Source organism: Cutibacterium namnetense, assembly GCF_001642025.1.
Taxonomy (GTDB): Bacteria; Actinomycetota; Actinomycetes; order Propionibacteriales; family Propionibacteriaceae; genus Cutibacterium; species Cutibacterium namnetense.
Window position 1 is genome coordinate 388328 of sequence record NZ_LWHO01000003.1, and the last position, 21399, is coordinate 409726.

Genomic DNA, 21399 nt, shown 5'->3' on the forward strand with positions numbered 1-21399 from the left:
GGTCATTGCATGCCCGGATCGCCGGGCAGGGCAGCAGTTGCCGACGGACTGTGACGTAACCACACCGATCCCATCGGCGGGATGCACACCGTGGCAACCGCAGGGAAATGATCGGGAACTGGCAGCGGGGCGGCCACGATTTGGCCAAGATTGCCGAACTCACCGGTGCCGTCGTACTCCAGGGAATCGGTGTTGAGGATCTCTGTCCAGACCCCCTCCATCGGTAAGCCAACGCGATAGTCGGTCTGCGGATTGGCAGAGAAGTTCGTGAAGCAGGCAATTGTCGATCCGTCATCGGAACGGCGCAACCAGGAGAACAGGTTGTTGCCGGCGTCGTCGGCATTGATCCACTCGAATCCGCGGGGGTCGCTGTCGAGTTGCCACAGTGCCGGGTTCTCTTTGTAAATCTTGTTAAGGTCGCGGAAAAGGCGCTTGAGACCACCATGTCCCCACAGGTCAGCTACGAACCATTCGAGGCTCACCGACTCGTCGAACTCATGGCGCTGACCAAATTCCTGGCCCATGAACACTAGCTGCTTGCCGGGGAAGGACCACATGTACGAGTAGAAGGCTCGCAGAGTAGCGAACTGTTGCCAGTCGTCGCCGGAAATCTTGTTGATCATGGAACCCTTACCGTGCACGACTTCGTCGTGGCTGATCGGCAAGATGAAGTTCTCTGAGTACTGGTAGACCATGGCAAAAGTCATCTCGCCATGGTGGTACTGGCGATGGAACGGGCTGAGCTCCAGATATCGCAGCGAGTCGTTCATCCAGCCCATATTCCACTTAAACCCGAACCCCAGTCCACCGTTGTCGACCGGTTTGGTGACGCCGGGGAAACTGGTGGATTCCTCAGCGATCATGAGGATGCCGGGGTGTCGGGAGTACAAGTGAGAGTTGACGTAGCGCAGGAAATCAATGGCCTCTAGATTCTCCCGGCCGCCATACTTATTAGGCACCCATTGCCCCTCCTCGCGGGAGTAGTCTAAGTAGAGCATTGAGGCGACGGCGTCGACGCGTAGACCGTCAACGTGGAATTCGCTAATCCAGTACAGCGCGTTCGAGATGAGGAAGGACTTCACCTCATTGCGGCCGTAATTGAAGACGTAGGTGCCCCAGTCCATGTGCTCGCCCTGGCGTGGATCGGCGTGCTCGTAGAGGGCAGTGCCGTCGAAGCGTCCCAAGGCCCAGTCATCCTTCGGAAAGTGACCAGGAACCCAGTCCATGATGACTCCGATGCCGGCTTGATGCAGCTTATCGATGAGGTAACGCAGGTCGTCAGGAGATCCGTAGCGGCTGGTGGGGGAGAAGTACCCGGTGACCTGGTATCCCCAGGAGGGAGCGAATGGGTGTTCAGCTAATGGCATGAACTCCACATGGGTATAGCCCTGCCAGGTGACATAGCTCACCAGCTGGTCAGCTAATTCCTGGTAGCTCAACCCATGACGCCATCCCCCCAGATGCACCTCGTAGACGCTCATCGGTTCGGCGTGAGCACGGGAGGCCTCACGGCGGGCGATCCACTCATCGTCATTCCATTTGTAGTGCGTTTCAGTGACGATGGAAGCATTTTGCGGGGCTTGTTCTGAATAGCGGGCCATCGGGTCAACCTTCTCGTGCCAGGTGCCCCACTGGTCCTGAATACGAAACTTGTAGAGGGTACCTTCGCCGACGCCTTCGATGAAGGTACCCCAGACCCCGGACCCGGGGATGAGGCGCATTCGGTCGCCAGTCCACCAGTTGAAATCTGAGATGACCTCAACTGCCTGGGCGTTCGGGGCCCAAACAGCGAAACGGGTACCAGTGATGGGGCCGCGCTCATCGTCGTTGACAGTGACGACATGGGAGCCGAGCCTCTTCCACACCTCCGTGTCCCCACCAGAGTGGAACCCCCCGAGGTCCCAGCCGGTGAGTCCTCCGAACTCATCGTGAGCCATGTCGTCCTCCTGGCATGTCGTTGGTGTGGCCGTCGGTCCGACGATCCGACGGGAATCTGTGGGTGGGTTTGAGCATCGTCAATCCTGTCGCATTGCCCGAATAGCCGACAGCGGAATGTCTACCCATGTCGGTCGGTTAAGGGTTTCGTAGACGGCTTCGTAACCAGCCTTGTCGACCTCATAGGCGGCCAACACATCTTGTTCGGCGGTAGTTGGCCGGCCGTAGCCGGTCAGGAACGCCTCGCTGGCACGGCGCGCCCAGGCGAGAGGCTCCGGTGCCGTTGGTGTGGCATGAGCTGAGGTGGCGTAAGACAATGACCTCATCATCCCGGCGACATCGCGCCAGCGGGAATCTGGTAGTCGTCGCTCGGCGAGAGGTTTGAGGGGTTCCCCCTCGAAGTCGATAATCCGCCAGCCGTCGGGTGTCAGCAGAGTTTGGCCGAGGTGAAAGTCCCCGTGGATTCTCTGGGCCGCGAGTCGGCGCCCGCGCAGCTCTTCGAAACGGGCAGCCAACGTGTCCCGGTGGGGAGCCAATGCCGGCGCAGTGACCACAGCGGCGTCCAGGCGGCGGATCATATCGTCGGCGACGCGCGACCCATCGATTTCGGTGGTACCGAAAGTTCCTCCCAGCGCCTCGTGGATGGTGCGTAGGCATCGTCCCAGATCGGCCACGAGGTCGGTGACGTCGACGAGATCGACTGCCTTGGCGGTGATAAGTTCCCAGCCATCCTGGGGCTGCGGCAACTCCTCGATGATCATGGCTAAGTCGGTCGGAATGTCTTCCTCGGTGGGGATCTGCCCGGAGATGAAGCCGTATAACGTGGCCACCGACGAGACCCCAGCGTCATTGAGGACGCTGTGCACGGTGATGTCAAGGTTGTCACCGGGTTCTAGGCGGCGGAACAACTTGATGATGATGGCGTCGCCCACCATGATTGAGGTGTTCGATTGCTCACCGCTGAAGCGCTCGGCAGACCGCACCGGCTCGGGGGCCGCTAGACGGCGGTGCAGCTGCCACGATTCATCCGTGGCGACTGGAGTTCCTTCCAGGATGATCTGAGCCCACGCGGTAAGAGCTAGTTTATCCTCGGTGGCGTCAGTAACGGTGAAAGGCTGATCGGCGATGACGATCTGAGCCAGACCAGCAACGCGTCCTGGACGCAGCGCTAAGAGCAACTGGTAATACTCGTCGGGGGCCTGCGGATAACCAACTTGCGCGATGACAGGCAGTACCTGCAGATCCTGCTCGTTGACGACGGGAGCTAACGGCATCAGCCTGGCCAGAACACCACACCGACCCTTGCCCGAGAACCATCGGGCTCCACTGATGTATTCCCAGATGTGTTCCCTCACGGTGGCGTCGTCCCAACCGGTCATGACTTCTCCTCGCCGGACATCTGCAGCCATCGATAGCCATACGGCCACAACGGTACGGATAGCGTTCCGTCAGACTTCACCGGGTGCGCGTCCTGGCCATGGATGAGAGAGGAGCCCGTCACGCCCGCGAATTGCGGAAGATGAAGGGTAACCGTCCGCTCGGTGTCGGAGAGATTAGCCAGACACAGGATCGTTTCGTGCTCGTTGTGACGCAGGAAAGACATCACGGCCATGTCCGCTCCACCGAGATCGGTGAACTCGCCGGTCCCAAAGACAGGGTGATGGCGGCGGATACCGAGCATGGCCCGCGTCCACACCAGTAAGGAAGATGGGTCGTCCATCTGGCGGGCGACATTGACGTGCTCTGGATCGTGACCAAAAGTGTGGATGACAGGTAGATGGAAGTCCTCTGGAAGGGCAGTGGAAAAACCGGCCGTTTCTGAGTCATCCCACTGCATTGGGGTACGAACCCCGTCACGGTCAGGCAACCAGGGGTCGTCTCCCATACCAATTTCGTCGCCGTAGTACAGCACCGGAGAGCCGGGTAGGGACAGTAACATGGCGTTAAGTAGCCGAATCTTCGCATCGTCGTTATCGACGAGCGGGCTCAAACGACGACGAATGCCCAAATTGCACCGCCACCGGGATTCGGGAGCATATTCCTCCCACATATAACGACGTTCCTCTTCGGTAACCATTTCGAGGGTGAGCTCATCATGGTTGCGCAGGAAGGTCCCCCACTGGCAGCCCTCTGGGATCTGTGGGGTGTCAGCCAGAATCTGGCTAATACACTCCCGTGAACTGCGACGCAATCCCATATACAGGCGTGGCATGACGGGGAAGTGGAAAGCCATCTGGCATTCGTCACCGTCGCCAACGTACTCGACGACGTCATCAGGCCACTGGTTGGCCTCGCACAGCAGGATGCGGCCCGGATACTCTTCGTCGACCATGGCGCGCAGCTGTTTGAGGATCGTGTGGGTTCCTGGCAGATTTTCGCAGTTCGTGCCCTCAGCTTCGATGAGGTACGGAACAGCGTCGAGTCGGAACCCGTCAATACCCAAATCCATCCAGAAGCGGACGGCGTCGAACATCTCCTCCATAACCCGGGGCTCTTCAAAGTTGAGATCGGGTTGATGATGAAAGAACCGGTGCCAATAAAACTGCTTACGTTCGCAATCCCACGACCAGTTCGAATCCTCGGTGTCGCAGAAGATGATGCGAGCATCGGAGTAGCCCTCGTCGGTGTCCGACCACACGTAGTAGTTACCGTACGGACCGTCAGGATCGGCACGTGAGGACTGGAACCACGGATGGGAATCCGAGGTATGGTTCATGACGAAGTCGATGATGACGCGAAGACCACGGTCATGGGCGGCGTCGAGGAAAACCTTAAAGTCCTCAATGGTCCCCAGTTCCTCCCGGATCCAGCGATAGTCACGGATGTCGTAACCTCCGTCATGGAGAGGAGAGTCGTAGAAGGGTGGTAACCACAGGCAGTCCACCCCGAGCCATTGCAGATAGTCGAGCTTTTCCGTCAGCCCCTTGAAGTCGCCAACTCCGTCACCATTGGAGTCCTTAAAGGACCGCACCAGAACCTCATAGAAGACAGCGGTGCGAAACCATTCGGTTTCGGTGCGATCGATGGCACCGACCGGATGGATCTCATCGAGTCTGGCCTGCAACTGGGCCGAGGTCAGCCCGAGGGCCCCAGTGGGAGCCAGGGTCTCGGGGATCTCCTCGGCAGGAGTGCAGGAGAAATGGGTCATGGGGTGGTCTTTCGCACGTGCAGGATATGGGCGGGCTGCGCGGGGTAGAGCCTGACGAAGGCCTGATGGCCCCACGTGAAGTCGGCTCCAGTGAGCTCATCGTGGACGGTGAAGGTGTCATCATCGCCGAGGCCGAGGGCAGCCATATCGAGCATGACTTGGGACTCAACCCCCCATACCGGATCCAGAGAGATGACGACGATCACGACGTCATCTCCCGCTTTCTTGGAAAACACGAAGACGTTGTCGTGCGGGGCGTGATGGATCGTGGTATCACGCAGTTGCTGTAACGCCGGGTGAGCCCGACGGATCTCGTTGAGGCGAGTGACGAGCAGCGTGATGCTCGGCTCGGAATCGTAATCGCGGGGCCGGTACTCGTACTTTTCAGAGTGGGCGTATTCCTCGCGTCCGGGCAGCGGCTCATGCTCGCAGATCTCAAACCCGGAGTACATGCCCCACGAGGGGCTCATTGTCGCGGCCAAGATCGCGCGGATAGCGAAGCCGGCCGGGTTGCCGTCGTTGAGATAGATCGGGTTGATATCCGGGGTATTGACGAAAAAGTTCGGGCGATAGAAATGCGAGGTCTGGTGGGAGACTTCGTCGAGGTACGCCTCGAGTTCCCACTTGGCGGTGCGCCAGGTGAAGTAGGAATAGCCCTGCTGAAACCCCACCTTGCCCAGGGCAGCCATCATCTCGGGACGGGTGAAGGCCTCCGCTAAAAAGATGACCTCGGGGTGACGACGATGAACCTGCTCCATCAGCCAAGCCCAGAAATTCAGAGGCTTGGTGTGTGGATTATCGACGCGGAAAATCGTCACGCCGTGGGAGATCCACAACTCCAGCAGGCGCAAGCACTCCTGATACATACCCTCAGGATCATGGTCGAAGTTGATCGGGTAGATGTCCTGATACTTCTTGGGCGGGTTCTCCGCGTAGGCGATGGTGCCATCAACACGGCGCGTGAACCACTCCGGGTGCTGGCGCACCCAAGGGTGATCTGGAGAGGCCTGCAGGGCAAAATCTAGGGCCACTTCCATGCCGAGATCATGGGCGTGGGCCACAAAGCGGTCGAAGTCGTCGAACGTGCCTAGGTCGGGGTGAATGGCGTCATGGCCGCCATCGGCAGATCCGATGGCCCACGGCGATCCCGGATCGTCCGGGCCCGGATTCAGGGTGTTGTTCTTGCCCTTGCGGAAGGCTGTGCCGATGGGATGAATTGGTGGCAGATAGACGACGTCAAATCCCATCGCGGCGGCGGCGTCCAGACGCTCCCATGAGGTGTCGAAAGTTCCCGAAACCCAATGCCCGTCCGCGCCGATGTGAGCGCCCTGGGAGCGCGGGAAAAACTCGTACCAGGACCCGTAGAGGGCCCGACGCCTCTCCACCCGCAACGGGGTGGGGGCGGTGGGCGAGGTCAGCGGCCGGGGGGCATGGACCCGCATGGCTTGGCGCAATGCGTATGTGTTGATGACCTGCCGCAGCGAGTCGGGGGCGCGGTCAGGGGTGAGGTCGGCGCTGGCCTCGTGCAGAGCTGTGATTGCGTCGGTGTCACCGGATCGCTCAGCGTGCCGGACCGCCTCGCTCATGATGGCATGACCCTCGGCACAAACTAGTTCGACGTCAATGGCAGCGGCGAGCTTGGCATCAGCATTATGACGCCAAGTTCCCCAGGTATCTGACCAGCCCTCAACGTGCATAGTCCAGTCACCTTCGACATCAGCGCAGACCTGGGCCTTCCAAATATCTAATCCCCAGGGTTCGACCTGGTGCATGTCAGTGACGTGACGGTTGCCCTCGGGATCGGTAAGGACGACACTCGCCCCGACCGCGTCGTGGCCTTCGCGGAAAACATTCGCGGTGACCTCAAACTCTTCATCGACGACCGCGTAGATCGGAAGGTGGCCGCTTTCGACCTCGGGTCGGACGTTGTGGACAGGGATGCGTCCAAAACCGCGCAGTGGGGGGCGTCCAGGAGAATCGATGTCGCCCGTGGCGGCCAAAAGAGCCTCATGACCGCAGGTGCGCTCGGCAGCATAACGCGGTGCTGGAGAATCTAGCGGTTCTAGTGACCGTGATGGTTCAGCAACAGGAGCTGGCTCAGAGGGGTTGGCGGGGGTGGCAGGACTCACCGTTTCGGCTAACGGCTCCGAGGCAGGAGGAATTACTTGCACCTGCTCGTCGGAGTCATTGTCATCGTGACGGCGCTCTGGCCTGCTGATCCTCCACACGAGTCACAGGCTACCGTGACCCGTTGCGACACGTCATGATTCGGGGCGGCAGTCGTTCCCCCTGCCGGTTGTGCGCTTGGCGCGTAACGGTGCGGTCAGGCCGGGTGGGAAGCTTGCATGACGACGACGCACCTGCTCGGCAGCGTCACCGATAGCCCGGCTGGCACGGCTTCGTCGGGAATCTCCCCAGGCAGAGCCGTTGAGGCCACGATGCGCCACGACTCGCCCCATCGAGCTTTCGGCAAGACGATCTCGATCGGGTGGTCACCGGCGTGGAACCAGATGAGGAAGGCCTCATTGTCGTCACTGGTGTACATGCCAAGGGTGCGACGACCTTCGTCATGCCAGTCGTTGTTTACCATTTCGCCGCCGTAGCCCGAGAACCACGCCAGATCAGCACGGCGAGGGCGCGAATCAGTCGCGACGCCAACCGGATCATGATGACGGTACACCGACGGACGAAGAACGGGATGCTCGCGGCGCAGTGCCGTGATCGTCTTGACGAGATCGGTGACGTCGGACCACGCTTCGGCGTCATCCCAATTCATCCACGAGATGGGGGAATCCTGGCAATACGCGTTGTTATTGCCTTGCTGAGTGCGTCCCATCTCGTCGCCAGCGGTGATCATCGGCACACCGGTGGCTAATAGCAAGGTGGCTACCAGGTTGCGCACCTGGCGGTGTCGCAGCATCACGATGGACTGGTCGGTAGTTTCGCCTTCCCAACCGCAGCTCCAGGATCGGTTGTCATTAGATCCGTCGTGGTTATCCTCGCCGTTGTCTTGGTTGTGCTTCATGTCGTAGGTGACCAGATCACGCATCGTGAAGCCGTCGTGGGCAGTAACAAAGTTGATGCTGGAGGTTGGCTGACCATAAAGGTCTGGTGACCCGCACAGCCTGGTTGCCAGCTCCTCGACTCCGCAGACGGCACCGCGCCAAAAGTCACGGACATAATTGCGAAAACGGTCGTTCCATTCGCTCCAGTCTGGACCCCAAGCACCTACCTGATAGCCGTAAGGGCCGAGGTCCCAGGGTTCAGCAATGTGCTTGACCTTGTTGAGAACCGGATCTTCGACCAGAGCTTGCTTAAATGGGTGGTTCTGATCGACCCCATGGGACTTGTCACGGATGAGAGTGGTGGCGAGGTCGTAGCGGAAGCCGTCAACGCCCATCTCGGTGACCCAGTAGCGCAAGGAGTCCAGGACCATGGCCAGGACTTCCGGATGAGAGGTGTCCACAGAATTGCCACAGCCGGTGACGTCATAGTCATTGCGGTGATCGTTGGTGAGTCGGTAATAGGACTCGTGGTCAATGCCGCGGAAGGACAGAGTCGGTCCTTCGTGGCCGCCTTCACCAGTGTGGTTGTAGACGACGTCTAGGAAGACCTCGATGCCGGCTTCGTGGAAGGAGGTCACCATGTCCTTGAACTCGCGCACCTGGGCCCCCATCGAGCCAACGGAGCAGTAGGCAGCATGCGGTGCAAAGAACCCCAGGGTGTTGTAACCCCAGTAATTAGATAGGCTACGCCCAACGACGAATGGCTCGGAGACGAACTGCTGGATAGGTAGTAGCTCGATGGCCGTTACTCCGATTGATTTAAGGTGCTCGATAACGGCTGGATAGGCGAGCCCGGCATAGGTGCCGCGTAGGTGCTCGGGAACGAGGGGGTGCAAACGGGTGTAGCCCTTGACATGGGTTTCATAAATAACCGACTCGGTGATGTCGTGGCGGCGCGCAATCGGTGTCGGCGGCTCGGAACTCTCAACGACGACGGCGAGCGGGACCGACATCGCATCATCGGTCGGGTCCGGCTCGTAGTTGGATTCCGGGGTGTGGTCCATGATGGGCCCGTGGTAATCGACACCGGCTGTGATGGCCCTGGCATACGGGTCGAGTAATAGTTTGGCGGGGTTGAACCTCATGCCCTGATCAGGATCCCAGGGCCCGTGGACTCGGTATCCATAGCGCTGACCGGCGTGAACGCCGGAGACCTCGGTGGTCCAGACACCGTGCTCGTCCTTGGTCATGTCGTGGTTGACCTGTGACCCGTCATCTGCCACGAGCGCCAACTCGACACGTCCTGCGCGAGGTGCCCACAGCCCGAAGCGGCAGCCGCCGTCAGTGAGGGTCGAACCCAAGGCGCTGGTGTCGAATGACACCGTGCTGGTGTCGGTCACAATAGGGACCTTTCGTCGGGGATAATGGCCGGACCGTTAGCGGGCCGACGGAACAGTTTAGTCTGAGTTGGCCGCAGCGTTCGCAAGGGCGATGATGCGCGCCTCCCGCGCCTTGCTGTCGGACAGTAGCGTCGAAGAGTCGCTAGGAAGGTCAGTTATGTCGCAGCCGAATCCGGGATCACTACACCACGATCGTGCTTATTTCGATCACGCGGCAACATCTCCACTGCGTCGCGAAGCACTTGAAGCAATGGCATGCGCAGTGCCCGGTAACCCCGGTGCCATCCACGATTCTGGTCGGGCAGCGCGCGCGCTTCTGGAGGATGCACGCGAGGAGATTGCCAGTCTGCTGGGGGTCGGTCCGCTTGAGATTGTGTTCACTAGCGGGGGAACTGAGTCGGACGCGCTTGCGGTGATAGGGGGTGTTCGCGATGGCCTCGCGTTGGTGTCCGCAGTTGAGCACCCAGCCGTCGGCGGTCTAACCTCCCCATGGCTTCTTGGCAAGCGCTGTGAGGTGCTACCAGTGGACCACGCTGGGCTTGTCGATCCGGACGAGGTGGGCAGACACTCCGGTGATCTTGACGTTGTTTCCGTCATGGCTGTTAACAACGAGACCGGAGCTTGCCAGCCCGTCTCGCGGGTCGCTGAGGTGGCACACCAGGCCGGGGCGCTCATGCACACCGACGCTGTTCAGGCTCTTGGCCACATTCCTGTCGATCTCGACGAATGGGAGGTAGACCTCGCCTCCTTCTCCGCTCACAAAATTGGTGGCCCAGTCGGGATCGGAGCGCTCTGGGTGAGACGGGGAGTAGAACTGCACCCGGTTTCTCCGGGGGGAGGCCAACAGTACGGCATCCGGTCGGGAACCCAGCCGGTAGCATTGGCTTGCGGCTTCGCCGCTGCCTTACGTGCCTGCGTCGATGAGTTCGACACTATGACGGCCCGGTGGCAGTCGTGGCGGGAACGTGTCATGGCGTGGTGTCGACAACAGCCCGAAGTAACTGTTGACGACGCACCTGTTACCAGCCCGTCGATCATTCACCTCAGTATTGCCGGAGCTCGTGGGGCTGACGTTGTCATGCTCGCTGACCGAGATGGCGTTGACCTATCTGCCGGTTCGGCCTGCCACGCCGGGGTATCGCGCCCTTCCCCAACAATGCTTGCCATGGGCAAAGACGAGGATGCTGCGTCCTCGGGAGTAAGAATCTCGATGGGGTACACCACCACCGATGCCGACATCGATCGTTTGCTCGCCGCCTTGCCTGCCGCGATACACAAGGCAAGCGGAGCTCGGTAAGTCGGCGTCAGCCTCTATCATGGAAGATCCCATGCGGGGCATCAGATCAAGTCGCCACAACACCATGTCACTGTGAGAGGACACACCGTGAAGGTTCTCGCCGCTATGTCGGGAGGAGTCGACTCCGCTGTCGCAGCAGCCCGTCTCGTTGAGGCCGGCCACGATGTCACTGGAGTCCATCTGGCCTTGTCACGCAACCCACGCTCCCATCGTGAGGGATCGCGTGGGTGCTGCTCATTGGAAGATTCCTTCGACGCTCGGCGGGCTGCGGACCGACTAGGAATCCCTTTTTATGTGTGGGATTTTTCGGATCGTTTCGTGGCCGAAGTTATTGATCCCTTCATCGCCGAATACCAGGCTGGGCGCACCCCAAATCCCTGTCTGCGGTGCAACGAAAGGATCAAGTTTGCGGCCTTGCTAGAGCGTGGGTTGGACCTTGGATACGACGCGGTGGCGACCGGTCACTATGCCCGGACGAAGATCGTTGACGGTATGACGAAGCTATATCGGTCAGTTGATCCGGGAAAAGACCAGTCTTACGTATTGGCGGTCCTCAATCAGGATCAGCTGTCTCACTCGATATTTCCCTTGGGGGATTCCCTTAAGACGAAAGTGCGTCAGGAAGCTGCGGCGTTGGGACTATCGGTGGCTGATAAGCCTGATTCCAACGACATTTGTTTTATTCCTGACGGAGACACCCCCGGTTGGCTGTCAGAGAAGATCGGCTTGGCTGAGGGCGAGATCCGCGACGAGTCCGGTGCTCTCGTCGGTCATCACAACGGTTATCACCACTTCACCATCGGTCAGCGGCGTGGCCTGCGATTGGGCGTTCCAGCTCCCGACGGCAAGCCGCGTTACGTCTTGGATATCGAGCCGGTCAACAACACCGTTGTCGTCGGAGGAGTGGAGGGGCTGACCGTGCATCACATTGAAGCCATCCGGCCGGTGTGGTGTGCCGGCGAGCCTGCTGACACCTGGCACGGCCAGACCCAGGTTCGAGCTCATGGAGATCCGGTACCAGCGACAATTTCCGCAGTTCCTGGCGGGCTAGCCATTGAGTTGGAAGATCCACTGCATGGCGTCGCTCCCGGCCAAGCAGCTGTTTTTTACGACGGTGACCTCGTCGTCGGATCGGCCACCATCTGCGGTACCGACCGCGCCGGCATGACGGCGGAGCAGGCAGCGTGATTGCGACCGGAATCGGTTCCTTGCCGGGTGCTGACATGCGCGGAAGCTTGGCCGCGATGGCGGATACATTTGACCAGCTCATACCCTTGCCCGAGTTACCAGCACGTGGGGTTGGCGCCCAGATGATTGGACGAACGACGGCTGTGCTCGTGGACCTTCCAGTCGACCACGGACCAGGCGGATGGCGTCTGGCCGATTCGACTGACCATACTGCTCGATCAGCGCGTTCTTTGTTACGTAGCGACCTTGACGATCTCGAGGAGGTTCTGGCCGACGAGGAAGCTCGTGTCAAGATCTCGTTTGCTGGACCCCTTACCCTGGCGACCGGCCTGCATCTGAGAGCAGGGGAGTCGATCTTGGCCGACGAATCAGCACTGGTCGACGTCGCCACCAGTCTGGCTGAGGGAATGGGCCAGCTCATGGTGGAACTGCGGCGGCGGATGCCGAAAGTCACCTGGACGCTGCAGATTGACGAGCCTTCAGCTCCCGCTGTCCTTTCCGGCGCGGTTGCCACCCAGTCTGGTTTGTATCGCTACCCAGCCATGGCGGGTTCGACTGCGGCTCACCTGTGGCAGACCATCGTGGCAGGTCGTGGGGAGGCTGAGGTGGGTATGCACTGTTGTGGAGCGCCGATTCCGTGGGCATTGGCTCAAAAAGCGGGATTCTCCACGGTGTGGTGTGATGTCACCTCGTTGCTCAACCTGCATTGGGTTGGCGAGTGGATGGAGTCTGGTGGACGCCTCGGAATGGGGGTTGTCGACACTATGCAGGTGAACGAGGTTCCGTCAGTTGATCACCTTATTGATCGGGTGCTGTGGTTGGTCCGGTATCTCAAGATCGATCCAGCGCTGTTGAGGTCTAGCCTCCTGACCCCGGCCTGCGGGCTGGCGGGCTGGTCTCGTCACGACGCTGCTGAGGTGTGTCGCACTGTCAGGCGAGCTGGCGACCTCGTGGACGAGCAGCTCGAGCGGGCGAGCAGGTAGGGTTTCGATCGTGGGTTTTTTCACTAATCTCAATCTGGACGGCCAAACACCGGCACGCACCCGGCCGCGCGTCGGTGAGGAGCAGTGGGCCCCGGTGGCAGTTCCTACGACGAAGCGTAAAAAGATCCAGCGGGTTCTCGCACCGATTGCCTTTGGCATCGCTCTCGCTGTGTTAGTGGGAGTGGGGTATTACTTCTTCCGAGTCCTCGTTGTCGGCGGTTGACGTACCTTGTCAGACCGCTCTCATCAGATGATAAGATGGAATCCATACTGGGTTGCTAAGGCTAGTAAATAGCACCGTATAAAGAATCCAATAGTTACCCATAGAGAAAACCGCCAAAAATTCATTTTAGTTGTCGCGGCGTAAATAACAACTAGATACACCGGCGGTATTCCGGTGATAGTAGAAAAAATTAGTAATGGCATTCCCCATCGCGGGGTCTCGACGATATGTGCGGCCTGGTCATTCCATTGACGCAGCCGCCACCGCCAGGATCCTTCCGCGACTGGCTTGGGCTCTTTGTGCTTGATCCACCGTGATTCTGACCCTTTGCGGATACCGACGAACATGATTTGCTTGCCGACCCCGTGGCCAAGAGCCAGGCCCAAGGCAACCTCGAGGGGCCCTAGTAATTGTGACCCCAGTGCCCCGACGATAAACAGCTCGGAATTAAGCACCGGGACGAGACTTGACGCAATACCAAAGGCGAAGGCCGAGAGGACCTGGTACCAGAACTGCCAGGTGAGATAAACTCCCATATGTCCTCAGTTGGCCAACGCGGCCATGTGCTGAAGTCGGTTGAGTTCGGAAGCTAAGAACCCCGGCCCGCCCTGGCGACCGGCGACCAGGCAGCGCCCGTGTGACAGCGGAACAACAGCGATGACGGTATCTCCCCATCCGGGCATCCAGTCGGCCTCCAACTCTGCAGTGTGGGAGCGGTTCATGGGGGCCAATCGCGCGATTCCCTCGGTAGTGAACTCGGGGGCGAGGGCGGTCGAGATAATGACCTGCTCGTCAGCATCAAAAAGGGCTGCCCATTGGGTGTGGAAGACGACCGGAACAGCACCACACAAGATCTCCGCAGAATGCTCGGGGTCTTCGGACATCCTATTAAGAGCCGCAATATCGGACTCAATGCTCCAGTTCTCTGGATACCGGCTGAGCCATAGGACGTGCACGTCGTCGAGCATCCCGCAGGCCGATACGAGGGTGTCAGGCATCGTGGTGGGTGGCAAAGTCAAGATGAAGTCATCGACGACGTAGTCGGAGCCTTTTTCAACGATCTCGATGGCGGAGATATCAGCATTAGCAGTGCCCATAGCGGTAGCCACCGAGCCCAGGGACCCCGGCGTGTCTGGCAGCTGAATACGAATCATGAGCACCCCCTCATTGTTGCGGGTTGGCCTGATGATCCCAAACCGCGGCAATGTTTGGGCGGGTCACGGGGATGGGGTGACAGCCTGCATCGGAGTCGCTTTAGCGGTCGTGTCAGCTCATGGCTCTAGGATAGGTCAAGGGCACTTCCGCCCCATGCCGTCCACCAGGAGATTCATCGTGGCCCTTACGCCGGATGACGTCGTCCGCTTGGCCGGCCTGGCACGTATCGATCTCACTGACGACGAGACCGCGTATCTTGCTCCGCAGCTGGACGCGATCCTCGACGCAGTGGCTGCAGTGTCAGGCGTCGCCACCGACGACGTGCCACCTACTTCGCACGCTTTGCCGCTGTCTAACGTCTTCCGCGAGGACATCATTAAGGAGTCAATGCCCTGCCACGATGCTCTGGCCATGGCTCCGCGCAGTGAGGACCAGCGTTTCCGCGTACCCCGCATCCTGGATGAGGAGGCATAGTGAACGAGCTTGTGACTTTGACCGCCGCCGAGCTAGGCGAGCGGATTGCGGCCCGACAGATCTCTAGCGAAGAGGTCACCCAGGCACATTTGGATCGCATTGACGCGGTTGACGGCGACGTCCGTGCCTTCCTGGTTGTTGACCGCGACGGGGCTCTCGAGGCTGCCCGTCGGATTGATGCCCGCATTGCCGATGGCGAGCACCTTGGTCCGCTGGCCGGGGTGCCGTTGGCTGTCAAGGACCTTTTCTGCACGAAAGGGCTCGCTACTACAGCATCCTCTTGGATGCTCGAGGGGTGGATCCCGCCGTACGACTCCACCATCGTGACCCGCTGTAAGGATGCCGGAATGGTGATCCTTGGCAAGACGAACCTTGATGAGTTCGCCATGGGGTCGTCAACGGAAACCTCGGCTTTCGGGCCTACCCATAATCCCTGGGATCTTGAGCGAGTACCCGGTGGTTCCGGCGGTGGTTCGGCGGCTAGCTTGGCTTCTTTCCAAGCCCCGTTGGCTCTAGGGACTGATACCGGCGGTTCGATTCGTCAGCCTGGAGCGGTGACCGGCACCGTCGGCATCAAACCGACGTACGGTTCGACCTCTCGATACGGCGTTATCGCTATGGCTTCTTCCTTGGATACTCCGGGACCCTGCGCCCGTACCGTCCTGGACGCAGCTTTGCTACACCAGGCGATTGCCGGTCACGACGTTATGGACCAGACCACGATCGATCAGTCCACCCCGGCGGTCATTGAGGCTGCTCGGCAGACAGATGTCTCTGGGATGCGCATCGGCATCGTCACGGAGCTGGCCGGGAAGGGGTACGACCCACAGGTTGAGGTCCGGTTCCACGAGGCCGTCGAAATGCTGGCTGAGGCGGGGGCTGAGGTTGTCGAAGTCTCTTGCCCGAACTTTGACCTCGCTCTGCCAGCCTATTACCTTATTCAGCCCGCTGAGGTGTCCAGCAACCTGGCCCGATATGACGCCATGCGTTACGGCTTGCGCGTCAATGATGACGGCGCGCATTCTGCCGAGCAGGTGATGCGCGCCACCCGCGGTGCTGGATTTGGGGCTGAGGCCAAGCGCCGCATCATCTTGGGTACCTATGCCCTGTCGGCTGGTTACTATGACGCTTACTACGGCTCAGCTCAGAAGGTCCGTACTCTCATTCAACGTGACTTCGAGAAAGCCTGGCAGACCTGTGAGGTGCTCGTGTCCCCGGCCACACCAACGACTGCCTTCCGACTAGGTGAGCGCACTGCTGACCCGATGGCGATGTACCGCTCCGATCTATGCACCATTCCGGCCAATATGGCCGGTAGTCCCGCAGGGTCCTTTCCTATCGGTCTATCAGAGACCGACGGTATGCCTGTCGGTATGCAGGTGATGGCGCCGATCATGGTCGACGATCGGATCTACCGAGTAGGCGCAGCTCTGGAGCGATTGCTGAATGAGAAGTGGGGTGCCCCGCTGCTGGCGAAGGCCCCCGAGTTGAGGGGAGAGCGATGACCGACGAGCTGTTGTCGTACGACGAAGTGATGGCCGAGTATGAGCCGGTCATCGGGCTTGAGGTACATGTCGAGCTGTCTACCGCGACCAAGATGTTCTGCGGATGCTCAACCGACACGGAGAAGGATCCCAATACCAACGTCTGCCCGGTCTGCCTGGGCCTGCCCGGATCCATGCCGGCCATCAACCGTCATGCCGTCGAGTCGGCCATTCGAATCGGTTTGGCTCTCAACTGTCACATTGCTCAGTGGTGCCGCATGGCCCGGAAGAACTACTTCTACCCGGACATGACGAAGAACTATCAGACCTCTCAATACGACGAGCCGATTTGCTATGACGGCTGGCTCGACGTTGAGGTCGGTAGCGAAACTTTCCGCGTTGAGATCGAACGTGCCCATATGGAGGAAGACGCTGGAAAATCCCTCCATGTCGGAGGTTCTGACGGGCGTATTTCCGGTGCCAGTCACTCCCTCATGGACTACAACCGGGCCGGTGTTCCCCTCATCGAGATCGTCACTAAACCGATTCGTGGGCTAGGGGCCAAAGCGCCCCAGGTAGCGCGTGCCTATATGGCCCAGCTACGGGACATCATGATCGCCCTCGGGGTCTCGGACGCCAAGATGGAGCGGGGCAACCTACGTTGTGACGCCAATGTTTCCCTCATGCCGCGAGGCGACCAGACGCTGGGCACCCGCACCGAGACCAAGAACGTCAACTCGTTGCGCTCTGTGGAAGGTGCCCTGACATACGAGATTCAGCGTCAGGGATACGTGCTGTCTGAGGGACGCAAGGTCCGTCAGCAGACCCGGATGTGGCAAGAGACCGGTGAATACACCATCGCCGGACGCGACAAGTCCGATGCCGAGGACTACCGCTACTTCCCGGAGCCAGATCTGGTGCCGATTGCGCCGTCGCGGGAGTGGGTTGAGCAGTTGCGCGCCGACCTGCCAGAACTTCCGGCAGCTAAAAAGGCCCGTCTGTCCGCCCAATGGCAGTTCTCCGAAGTGGACATGACCTCGGCCGTCAACGCTGGTGCCCTTGATCTCCTCGAGGCGACGGTCGATGCCGGCTGTCAGCCGACTGCGGCCCGTAAATGGTGGCTGACTGAGCTGTCGCGTCGCGCCAACGAGGCTGGCGTGGACTTGGCCGACGTCGGTATGACGCCTTCTCAGGTCGCTCAGCTGCAGAAGCTCGTCGATGACGGCACGTTAACCGACAAACTGGCTCGTCAGGTGATTGATGGAGTCATCGCTGGCGAGGGGGACCCCCAGCAGGTTGTCGACGGTCGTGGCCTGGCTGTCGTCTCCGATGACGCGGCCTTAGGCTCTGCCGTTGACGATGTCATCGCTGCTAACCCGCAGATCGCGGAGAAGATCCGTGGTGGGAAGGTGCAGGCCGCCGGTGCCCTCATCGGTCAGATTATGAAAGCCATGAAGGGCCAAGCCGACGCCAAGCGAGTCAGGGAGCTCATCTTAGAAAAGCTCTCCTGACTCGCGATGCGCTCCGGCTAACTCATAGCGAGTGGTCGGAGCGCATGAACGCCGCTATGGCTGCGAGCTCGCCAAGCACATCCACTTGGGCCACCGATGTGCGTCCGGTGAGAAGCAGGATGACTTCTGAAGGTTTTCCCACCAGGGTGACGATGCGATTTCCAGGGTGGAGTGTGACGGGATCTGTCTGTCCAGTCATCTCGACGCGTACGCCGACGGGGGAGCGACGGGCGAGGGCCCGCCCGTATCTGCGAATGATGTCAGCCAACCGCAATTCGACTCGGTGACCGAGCTCTCGAGGATGCCAGTCGGGTTGGGCCCGCAGCAGATCCTCGTGGTGGATGAAGTACGCCATGGAATTGGCCGCGGAGTCGAGACCGGGGATGCGGAAGACTGAGAAGCGGCCCGGCCCATGGGCGAACCGGGTTACGAGATCTTCAAAGGATCCGGAGGCTTCTAATTTGTCGGCACGGGTCCGGGTGACGGCGTCAAAGACGCTCACGGCCATCCCGGGGATAGCAAGCGGGTCGTTCTCCCGCAGCAGAAGGTGGGTTAGCAGATCTCGGGCCGTCCATCCCTTGCACAGCGTCGGGGCGTCAGGGCCGAGTCGTGACAGGTCTGCGGCCAGGCCGGCTCGTTCATCTTGTGCAATGGACATCCAGGTCCTCCTTCGAGTATGGGTCTATCTTGCCAGTACTGGCCCGAAACACGGCTCCGGTCCAAGGTGTCGGTGGTTCGGTGTTCAATGAGGCACGTGCAGACCAAAGAACCAACCCTGGCCTCCGCAGTCGCGGCGAGGTTGCGCCGTAACGCCGCTGGGCTGGTGCCTGCCGTGGTGCAAGACGCTACGACCGGGGATGTCCTCATGATGGCGTGGATGGATGACGTTGCTTTGGCCCGCACCCTAGCAACCCGACGGGCCACTTATTGGTCCCGATCTCGTCAGGAGTACTGGGTTAAGGGGGAAACTTCGGGTCACACTCAGCATGTGCGTTCGGTGAGCCTTGACTGTGACGGGGATACGCTTCTGCTGCGCGTCGACCAGGTTGGTGGAGCTTGTCACACTGGTGATCACACCTGCTTCGATGCTGATGTTTTACTAGCTGATGAGGCCGAGTCATGATCGACGTCACCCTTTCGCACGAGGAGTTCGTTGCTCGTGCTGTCCGTGCCGCGGGAGGATGAGCAGTGAAATCTCCGATCTCATCAGGCTGGCGGGTCGTGCTCGGTGCTGTCCCCATGGTCGCGGTCATCCTTATTAGCGTGTCTTCGCGCCGTATGTGGCTAGAACGAGCCGGGATTGGGCTGACGGGGGCCGACCTCACGGGTGGACTGACAACGGCCATTGTCTTGATGCTCGTTGTCACGATGGCTCTTGTGCTTGTGGTGAGGATGACTGGTCGGCGGGTCACCGGCGTCCTGCAGGCTCTCGTAGGGATAGGGGTCGTGGCCATTGTGGTCACCCATCGCACTGCTACAGCGCATCAGTGGGCTGCTAAAGGCGTCGATGCAGGAGCGTCCCAAGCCCATGTCAGCGTATGGCCCTGGGTATGCCTCGTAGCTGGGGTATTGACGATCCTTAGCGGAATTGGGCTGACAGTATTAGCAGGCCGTTGGCCTAGTCGAGCTCGGCGTACGGGCGAGATGACCGGTGACTCCCGGTCGGTCTGGGATGCTTTGGATAGGGGAGAAGACCCGACGGTCGGTGATGCTGCGGAGGTGCCAGCCAAGAAAGCCGAGTCGGCCTATGATGACAGCAGTGGTATGCACAATGGTCAGCGAGCCCGTGCTGAGAGCACATCAGAGTAGGATTATTACCGGATTCACCGTGTTGCGGACGTCCACCCTCGGCCAACTCGCGGGTGTAACCCGCATCTTTGACCAGTTGCGTGGAATATTCCGCGCCTGACCACCGGAGGGAACACCATGAGTGCTGATCGCGCCACTCGTCACTACGAGCATGGCGGGAGCCCTGCAAACTGGGCAGGTTCGATCGTCGCCCTCATCGGCTTCATCGTGGCTACCGTCGGTGCAATGGCCGGGCCGAGTTGGACCACCTGCATCATTGGTGCCGCCTTAGTCGTGCTGGGTGGAGTCGTCACTCTAGTAATGCGCGCTATGGGTTACGGCGGCGTTCGCTGAATGCCGCCTACTGTTACCGGAACGGCCCTTGTCGAGATCATTGCCGGTGTTCTCGAAGATCTTCATGAGCGTCAGCTCATGGTCACCTCGGACAATCTCCGTGAGGCCATTGAGCTTGTGGCCCCCGCTATTGATCCGGTTCCGAGGCTGATAGCCCCGGGCCTGTCAGTTATCTCAGAAGTCAAGCGGTCGAGCTGGGTATGACTCCATTAGTCGAAGTTCATACCCCCGAAGAGGCATGCCGAGCTGCAGCCCTTAATGCCCGCGTGGTCGATGTCAACGCGCGCAACCTCAAGACTCTTGAAGTCGATAGGGCCATCTTCGGTGAACTCTTTGGTGAGCTGCCGGAAGGCGCCGTCAAGGTGGCGGAGTCCGCAATCCTCTGTGTGGACGACGCCATTGAGGCTTATAGCCTTGGTGCTGACGCGGTGTTAGTGGGGGAGATGCTGGTCCGCCACGGTGAACCAGCGCAGATGTTGCGTAGGATCCACCGTGCCACCGTCGGACCCTGATTAATTTCGGCTGGCGAGGACTCGGTGAAGGAAGGAATTTGACCGGATGCGTGCCATCGTTGATGACTTGGTGACTGGCGTACGGCGGGTAGGACGCCAGTGAGTCAGCTATCGATCCCCAGCCCGTCAATCGAGGCATTTCATCTTGGTCCGCTGACCATCCATATCTACGCCTTGTGCATTCTCGCGGGCATCATTGTTGCCTATATCAGCGGTGGGCGTCGCTATCAGGCCCGCGGCGGTAAGCAGGAGCATTTTGAGGAATTGTGCACCCTGGCCGTCATCGCCGGAATCATTGGTGGACGGCTTTACCACGTCATAACTGACCATCAGCTGTACTTTGACCCGGGTCGGACGTGGTACCGCTGTTTCTTCATCTGGCAGGGCGGCCTAGGCATCTGGGGAGCTATTGCGCTGGGGGGCCTAGCGATCTGGCTATATTGCCGCCACAAGGGGATTCGCTTCGCTCTCGTGGCAGATTCCCTCGCTCCTGGAATTCTGGCTGCTCAGGCGATCGGACGGTTGGGAAACTGGTTTAACCAGGAGCTTTTTGGTCGCCCGACGAGTCTTCCGTGGGGCCTTGAGATCGACCTCAGCCATCGTCCGGCGGGATATCTTCAGTACGCGACCTTCCATCCCACCTTCCTTTACGAGTTGTTGTGGAGCTTAGCTGGTGCCGCCTTTTTAGTGTGGGTCGATCGGCGTTGGACGCTCGACCACGGTCGCCTGTTTACGTTGTATGTGGCGATCTACACTTTTGGGCGTTTTTGGGTTGAGCGGCTGCGGATCGATCCGGCCCATCATGTGGGGCAGTGGCGGCTCAATGACATTACCGCTTTGGTCGTCTTTACTGGTGCGGTCATCGTACTGATCATTTTGCAGTGCCGTTACCGCAAGGGTGATGAGCACAGCATCCGCTCAGCTCATGGGCCTAAGTGATCT

At 59.9% G+C, this 21399-nt stretch carries 19 protein-coding genes and 1 pseudogene; 12 read left to right on the forward strand and 8 right to left on the reverse strand.

The window, feature by feature from the left end; translation table 11 throughout:
- Positions 1 to 2: 2 nt before the first annotated feature.
- The 5 genes from glgB to glgX form a co-directional block, all read right to left on the reverse strand.
- Entirely contained in the window at positions 3 to 1937 is a 1935-nt protein-coding gene (gene glgB / locus A5483_RS05410; RefSeq protein ID WP_063811189.1) for a 1,4-alpha-glucan branching protein GlgB, read from the reverse strand.
- Between the two features lie 78 nt (positions 1938 to 2015).
- Positions 2016 to 3314, reverse strand: a complete 1299-nt coding sequence (locus tag A5483_RS05415) for a phosphotransferase (RefSeq protein ID WP_063811190.1) — start codon at positions 3312 to 3314, stop codon at positions 2016 to 2018.
- Positions 3311 to 5083, reverse strand: a complete 1773-nt coding sequence (gene treS, locus A5483_RS05420; protein ID WP_063811191.1) for a maltose alpha-D-glucosyltransferase — start codon at positions 5081 to 5083, stop codon at positions 3311 to 3313. The genes A5483_RS05415 and treS overlap by 4 nt, the downstream gene beginning before the upstream one ends.
- The gene (locus tag A5483_RS05425; RefSeq protein ID WP_306417282.1) at positions 5080 to 7212 is read right to left on the reverse strand and encodes an alpha-1,4-glucan--maltose-1-phosphate maltosyltransferase; all 2133 of its coding nucleotides are present in this window, start codon (positions 7210 to 7212) and stop codon (positions 5080 to 5082) included. Before A5483_RS05425 ends, treS begins: the two co-directional genes overlap by 4 nt.
- 194 nt (positions 7213 to 7406) lie before the next feature.
- The gene (gene glgX / locus A5483_RS05430) at positions 7407 to 9488 is read right to left on the reverse strand and encodes a glycogen debranching protein GlgX (protein ID WP_063811192.1); all 2082 of its coding nucleotides are present in this window, start codon (positions 9486 to 9488) and stop codon (positions 7407 to 7409) included.
- Positions 9489 to 9579: 91 nt separating this feature from the next.
- Between glgX and A5483_RS05435 the strand changes: the two genes are divergently transcribed.
- From A5483_RS05435 to A5483_RS05450, 4 genes are all read left to right on the forward strand, one after another.
- The gene (locus tag A5483_RS05435) at positions 9580 to 10785 is read left to right on the forward strand and encodes a cysteine desulfurase family protein (RefSeq protein ID WP_081474396.1); all 1206 of its coding nucleotides are present in this window, start codon (positions 9580 to 9582) and stop codon (positions 10783 to 10785) included.
- Positions 10786 to 10872: 87 nt separating this feature from the next.
- On the forward strand, positions 10873 to 11973 hold the full coding sequence (mnmA, locus tag A5483_RS05440; RefSeq protein WP_267896526.1) for a tRNA 2-thiouridine(34) synthase MnmA: 1101 nt from the start codon (positions 10873 to 10875) through the stop codon (positions 11971 to 11973).
- Complete coding sequence (locus A5483_RS05445) at positions 11970 to 12956, forward strand: methionine synthase (protein ID WP_063811193.1); 987 nt, start codon at positions 11970 to 11972, stop codon at positions 12954 to 12956. Before mnmA ends, A5483_RS05445 begins: the two co-directional genes overlap by 4 nt.
- 10 nt (positions 12957 to 12966) lie before the next feature.
- Positions 12967 to 13179 (forward strand): hypothetical protein, encoded by a 213-nt coding sequence (locus A5483_RS05450; RefSeq protein WP_002548913.1) that lies wholly within the window; start codon positions 12967 to 12969, stop codon positions 13177 to 13179.
- Between the two features lie 23 nt (positions 13180 to 13202).
- On the opposite strand, the gene A5483_RS05455 is transcribed toward A5483_RS05450, so the two are convergent.
- Together A5483_RS05455 and A5483_RS05460 are read right to left on the reverse strand one after the other, a co-directional pair.
- Complete coding sequence (locus A5483_RS05455) at positions 13203 to 13715, reverse strand: VTT domain-containing protein (RefSeq protein WP_063811194.1); 513 nt, start codon at positions 13713 to 13715, stop codon at positions 13203 to 13205.
- A gap of 6 nt (positions 13716 to 13721) precedes the next feature.
- Entirely contained in the window at positions 13722 to 14333 is a 612-nt protein-coding gene (locus A5483_RS05460; RefSeq protein ID WP_002548687.1) for an ACT domain-containing protein, read from the reverse strand.
- Positions 14334 to 14487: 154 nt separating this feature from the next.
- On the opposite strand from A5483_RS05460, the gene gatC reads away from it, so the two are divergent.
- From gatC to gatB, 3 genes are read left to right on the forward strand one after another with little or no spacing between them, the layout of a single operon-like run.
- On the forward strand, positions 14488 to 14808 hold the full coding sequence (gene gatC, locus A5483_RS05465) for an Asp-tRNA(Asn)/Glu-tRNA(Gln) amidotransferase subunit GatC (RefSeq protein ID WP_002548622.1): 321 nt from the start codon (positions 14488 to 14490) through the stop codon (positions 14806 to 14808).
- Positions 14808 to 16313, forward strand: coding sequence for an Asp-tRNA(Asn)/Glu-tRNA(Gln) amidotransferase subunit GatA (gene gatA / locus A5483_RS05470; protein ID WP_063811195.1), 1506 nt, complete (start codon positions 14808 to 14810; stop codon positions 16311 to 16313). The genes gatC and gatA overlap by 1 nt, the downstream gene beginning before the upstream one ends.
- The gene (gatB, locus tag A5483_RS05475) at positions 16310 to 17803 is read left to right on the forward strand and encodes an Asp-tRNA(Asn)/Glu-tRNA(Gln) amidotransferase subunit GatB (RefSeq protein ID WP_002548485.1); all 1494 of its coding nucleotides are present in this window, start codon (positions 16310 to 16312) and stop codon (positions 17801 to 17803) included. Before gatA ends, gatB begins: the two co-directional genes overlap by 4 nt.
- A gap of 22 nt (positions 17804 to 17825) precedes the next feature.
- Here gatB and A5483_RS05480 read toward each other — a convergent pair whose 3' ends face one another.
- Positions 17826 to 18461, reverse strand: coding sequence for a TIGR03085 family metal-binding protein (locus A5483_RS05480; protein WP_063811196.1), 636 nt, complete (start codon positions 18459 to 18461; stop codon positions 17826 to 17828).
- Between the two features lie 87 nt (positions 18462 to 18548).
- On the opposite strand from A5483_RS05480, the gene hisI reads away from it, so the two are divergent.
- The 5 genes and pseudogenes from hisI to lgt all read left to right on the forward strand — a co-directional run bounded on the left by hisI (position 18549) and on the right by lgt (position 21396).
- Complete coding sequence (gene hisI / locus A5483_RS05485; protein WP_042842593.1) at positions 18549 to 18926, forward strand: phosphoribosyl-AMP cyclohydrolase; 378 nt, start codon at positions 18549 to 18551, stop codon at positions 18924 to 18926.
- Between the two features lie 116 nt (positions 18927 to 19042).
- Entirely contained in the window at positions 19043 to 19612 is a 570-nt protein-coding gene (locus A5483_RS05490; RefSeq protein WP_082864010.1) for a Trp biosynthesis-associated membrane protein, read from the forward strand.
- Positions 19613 to 19729: 117 nt separating this feature from the next.
- A complete protein-coding gene (locus A5483_RS05495; protein WP_002548838.1) occupies positions 19730 to 19945 on the forward strand; it encodes an HGxxPAAW family protein in 216 nt (71 codons plus the stop codon).
- Positions 19946 to 20457, forward strand: a pseudogene (locus tag A5483_RS11875) (hypothetical protein).
- Positions 20458 to 20556: 99 nt separating this feature from the next.
- Positions 20557 to 21396 (forward strand): prolipoprotein diacylglyceryl transferase, encoded by an 840-nt coding sequence (gene lgt, locus A5483_RS05505; protein WP_002548409.1) that lies wholly within the window; start codon positions 20557 to 20559, stop codon positions 21394 to 21396.
- Positions 21397 to 21399 lie beyond the last annotated feature (3 nt).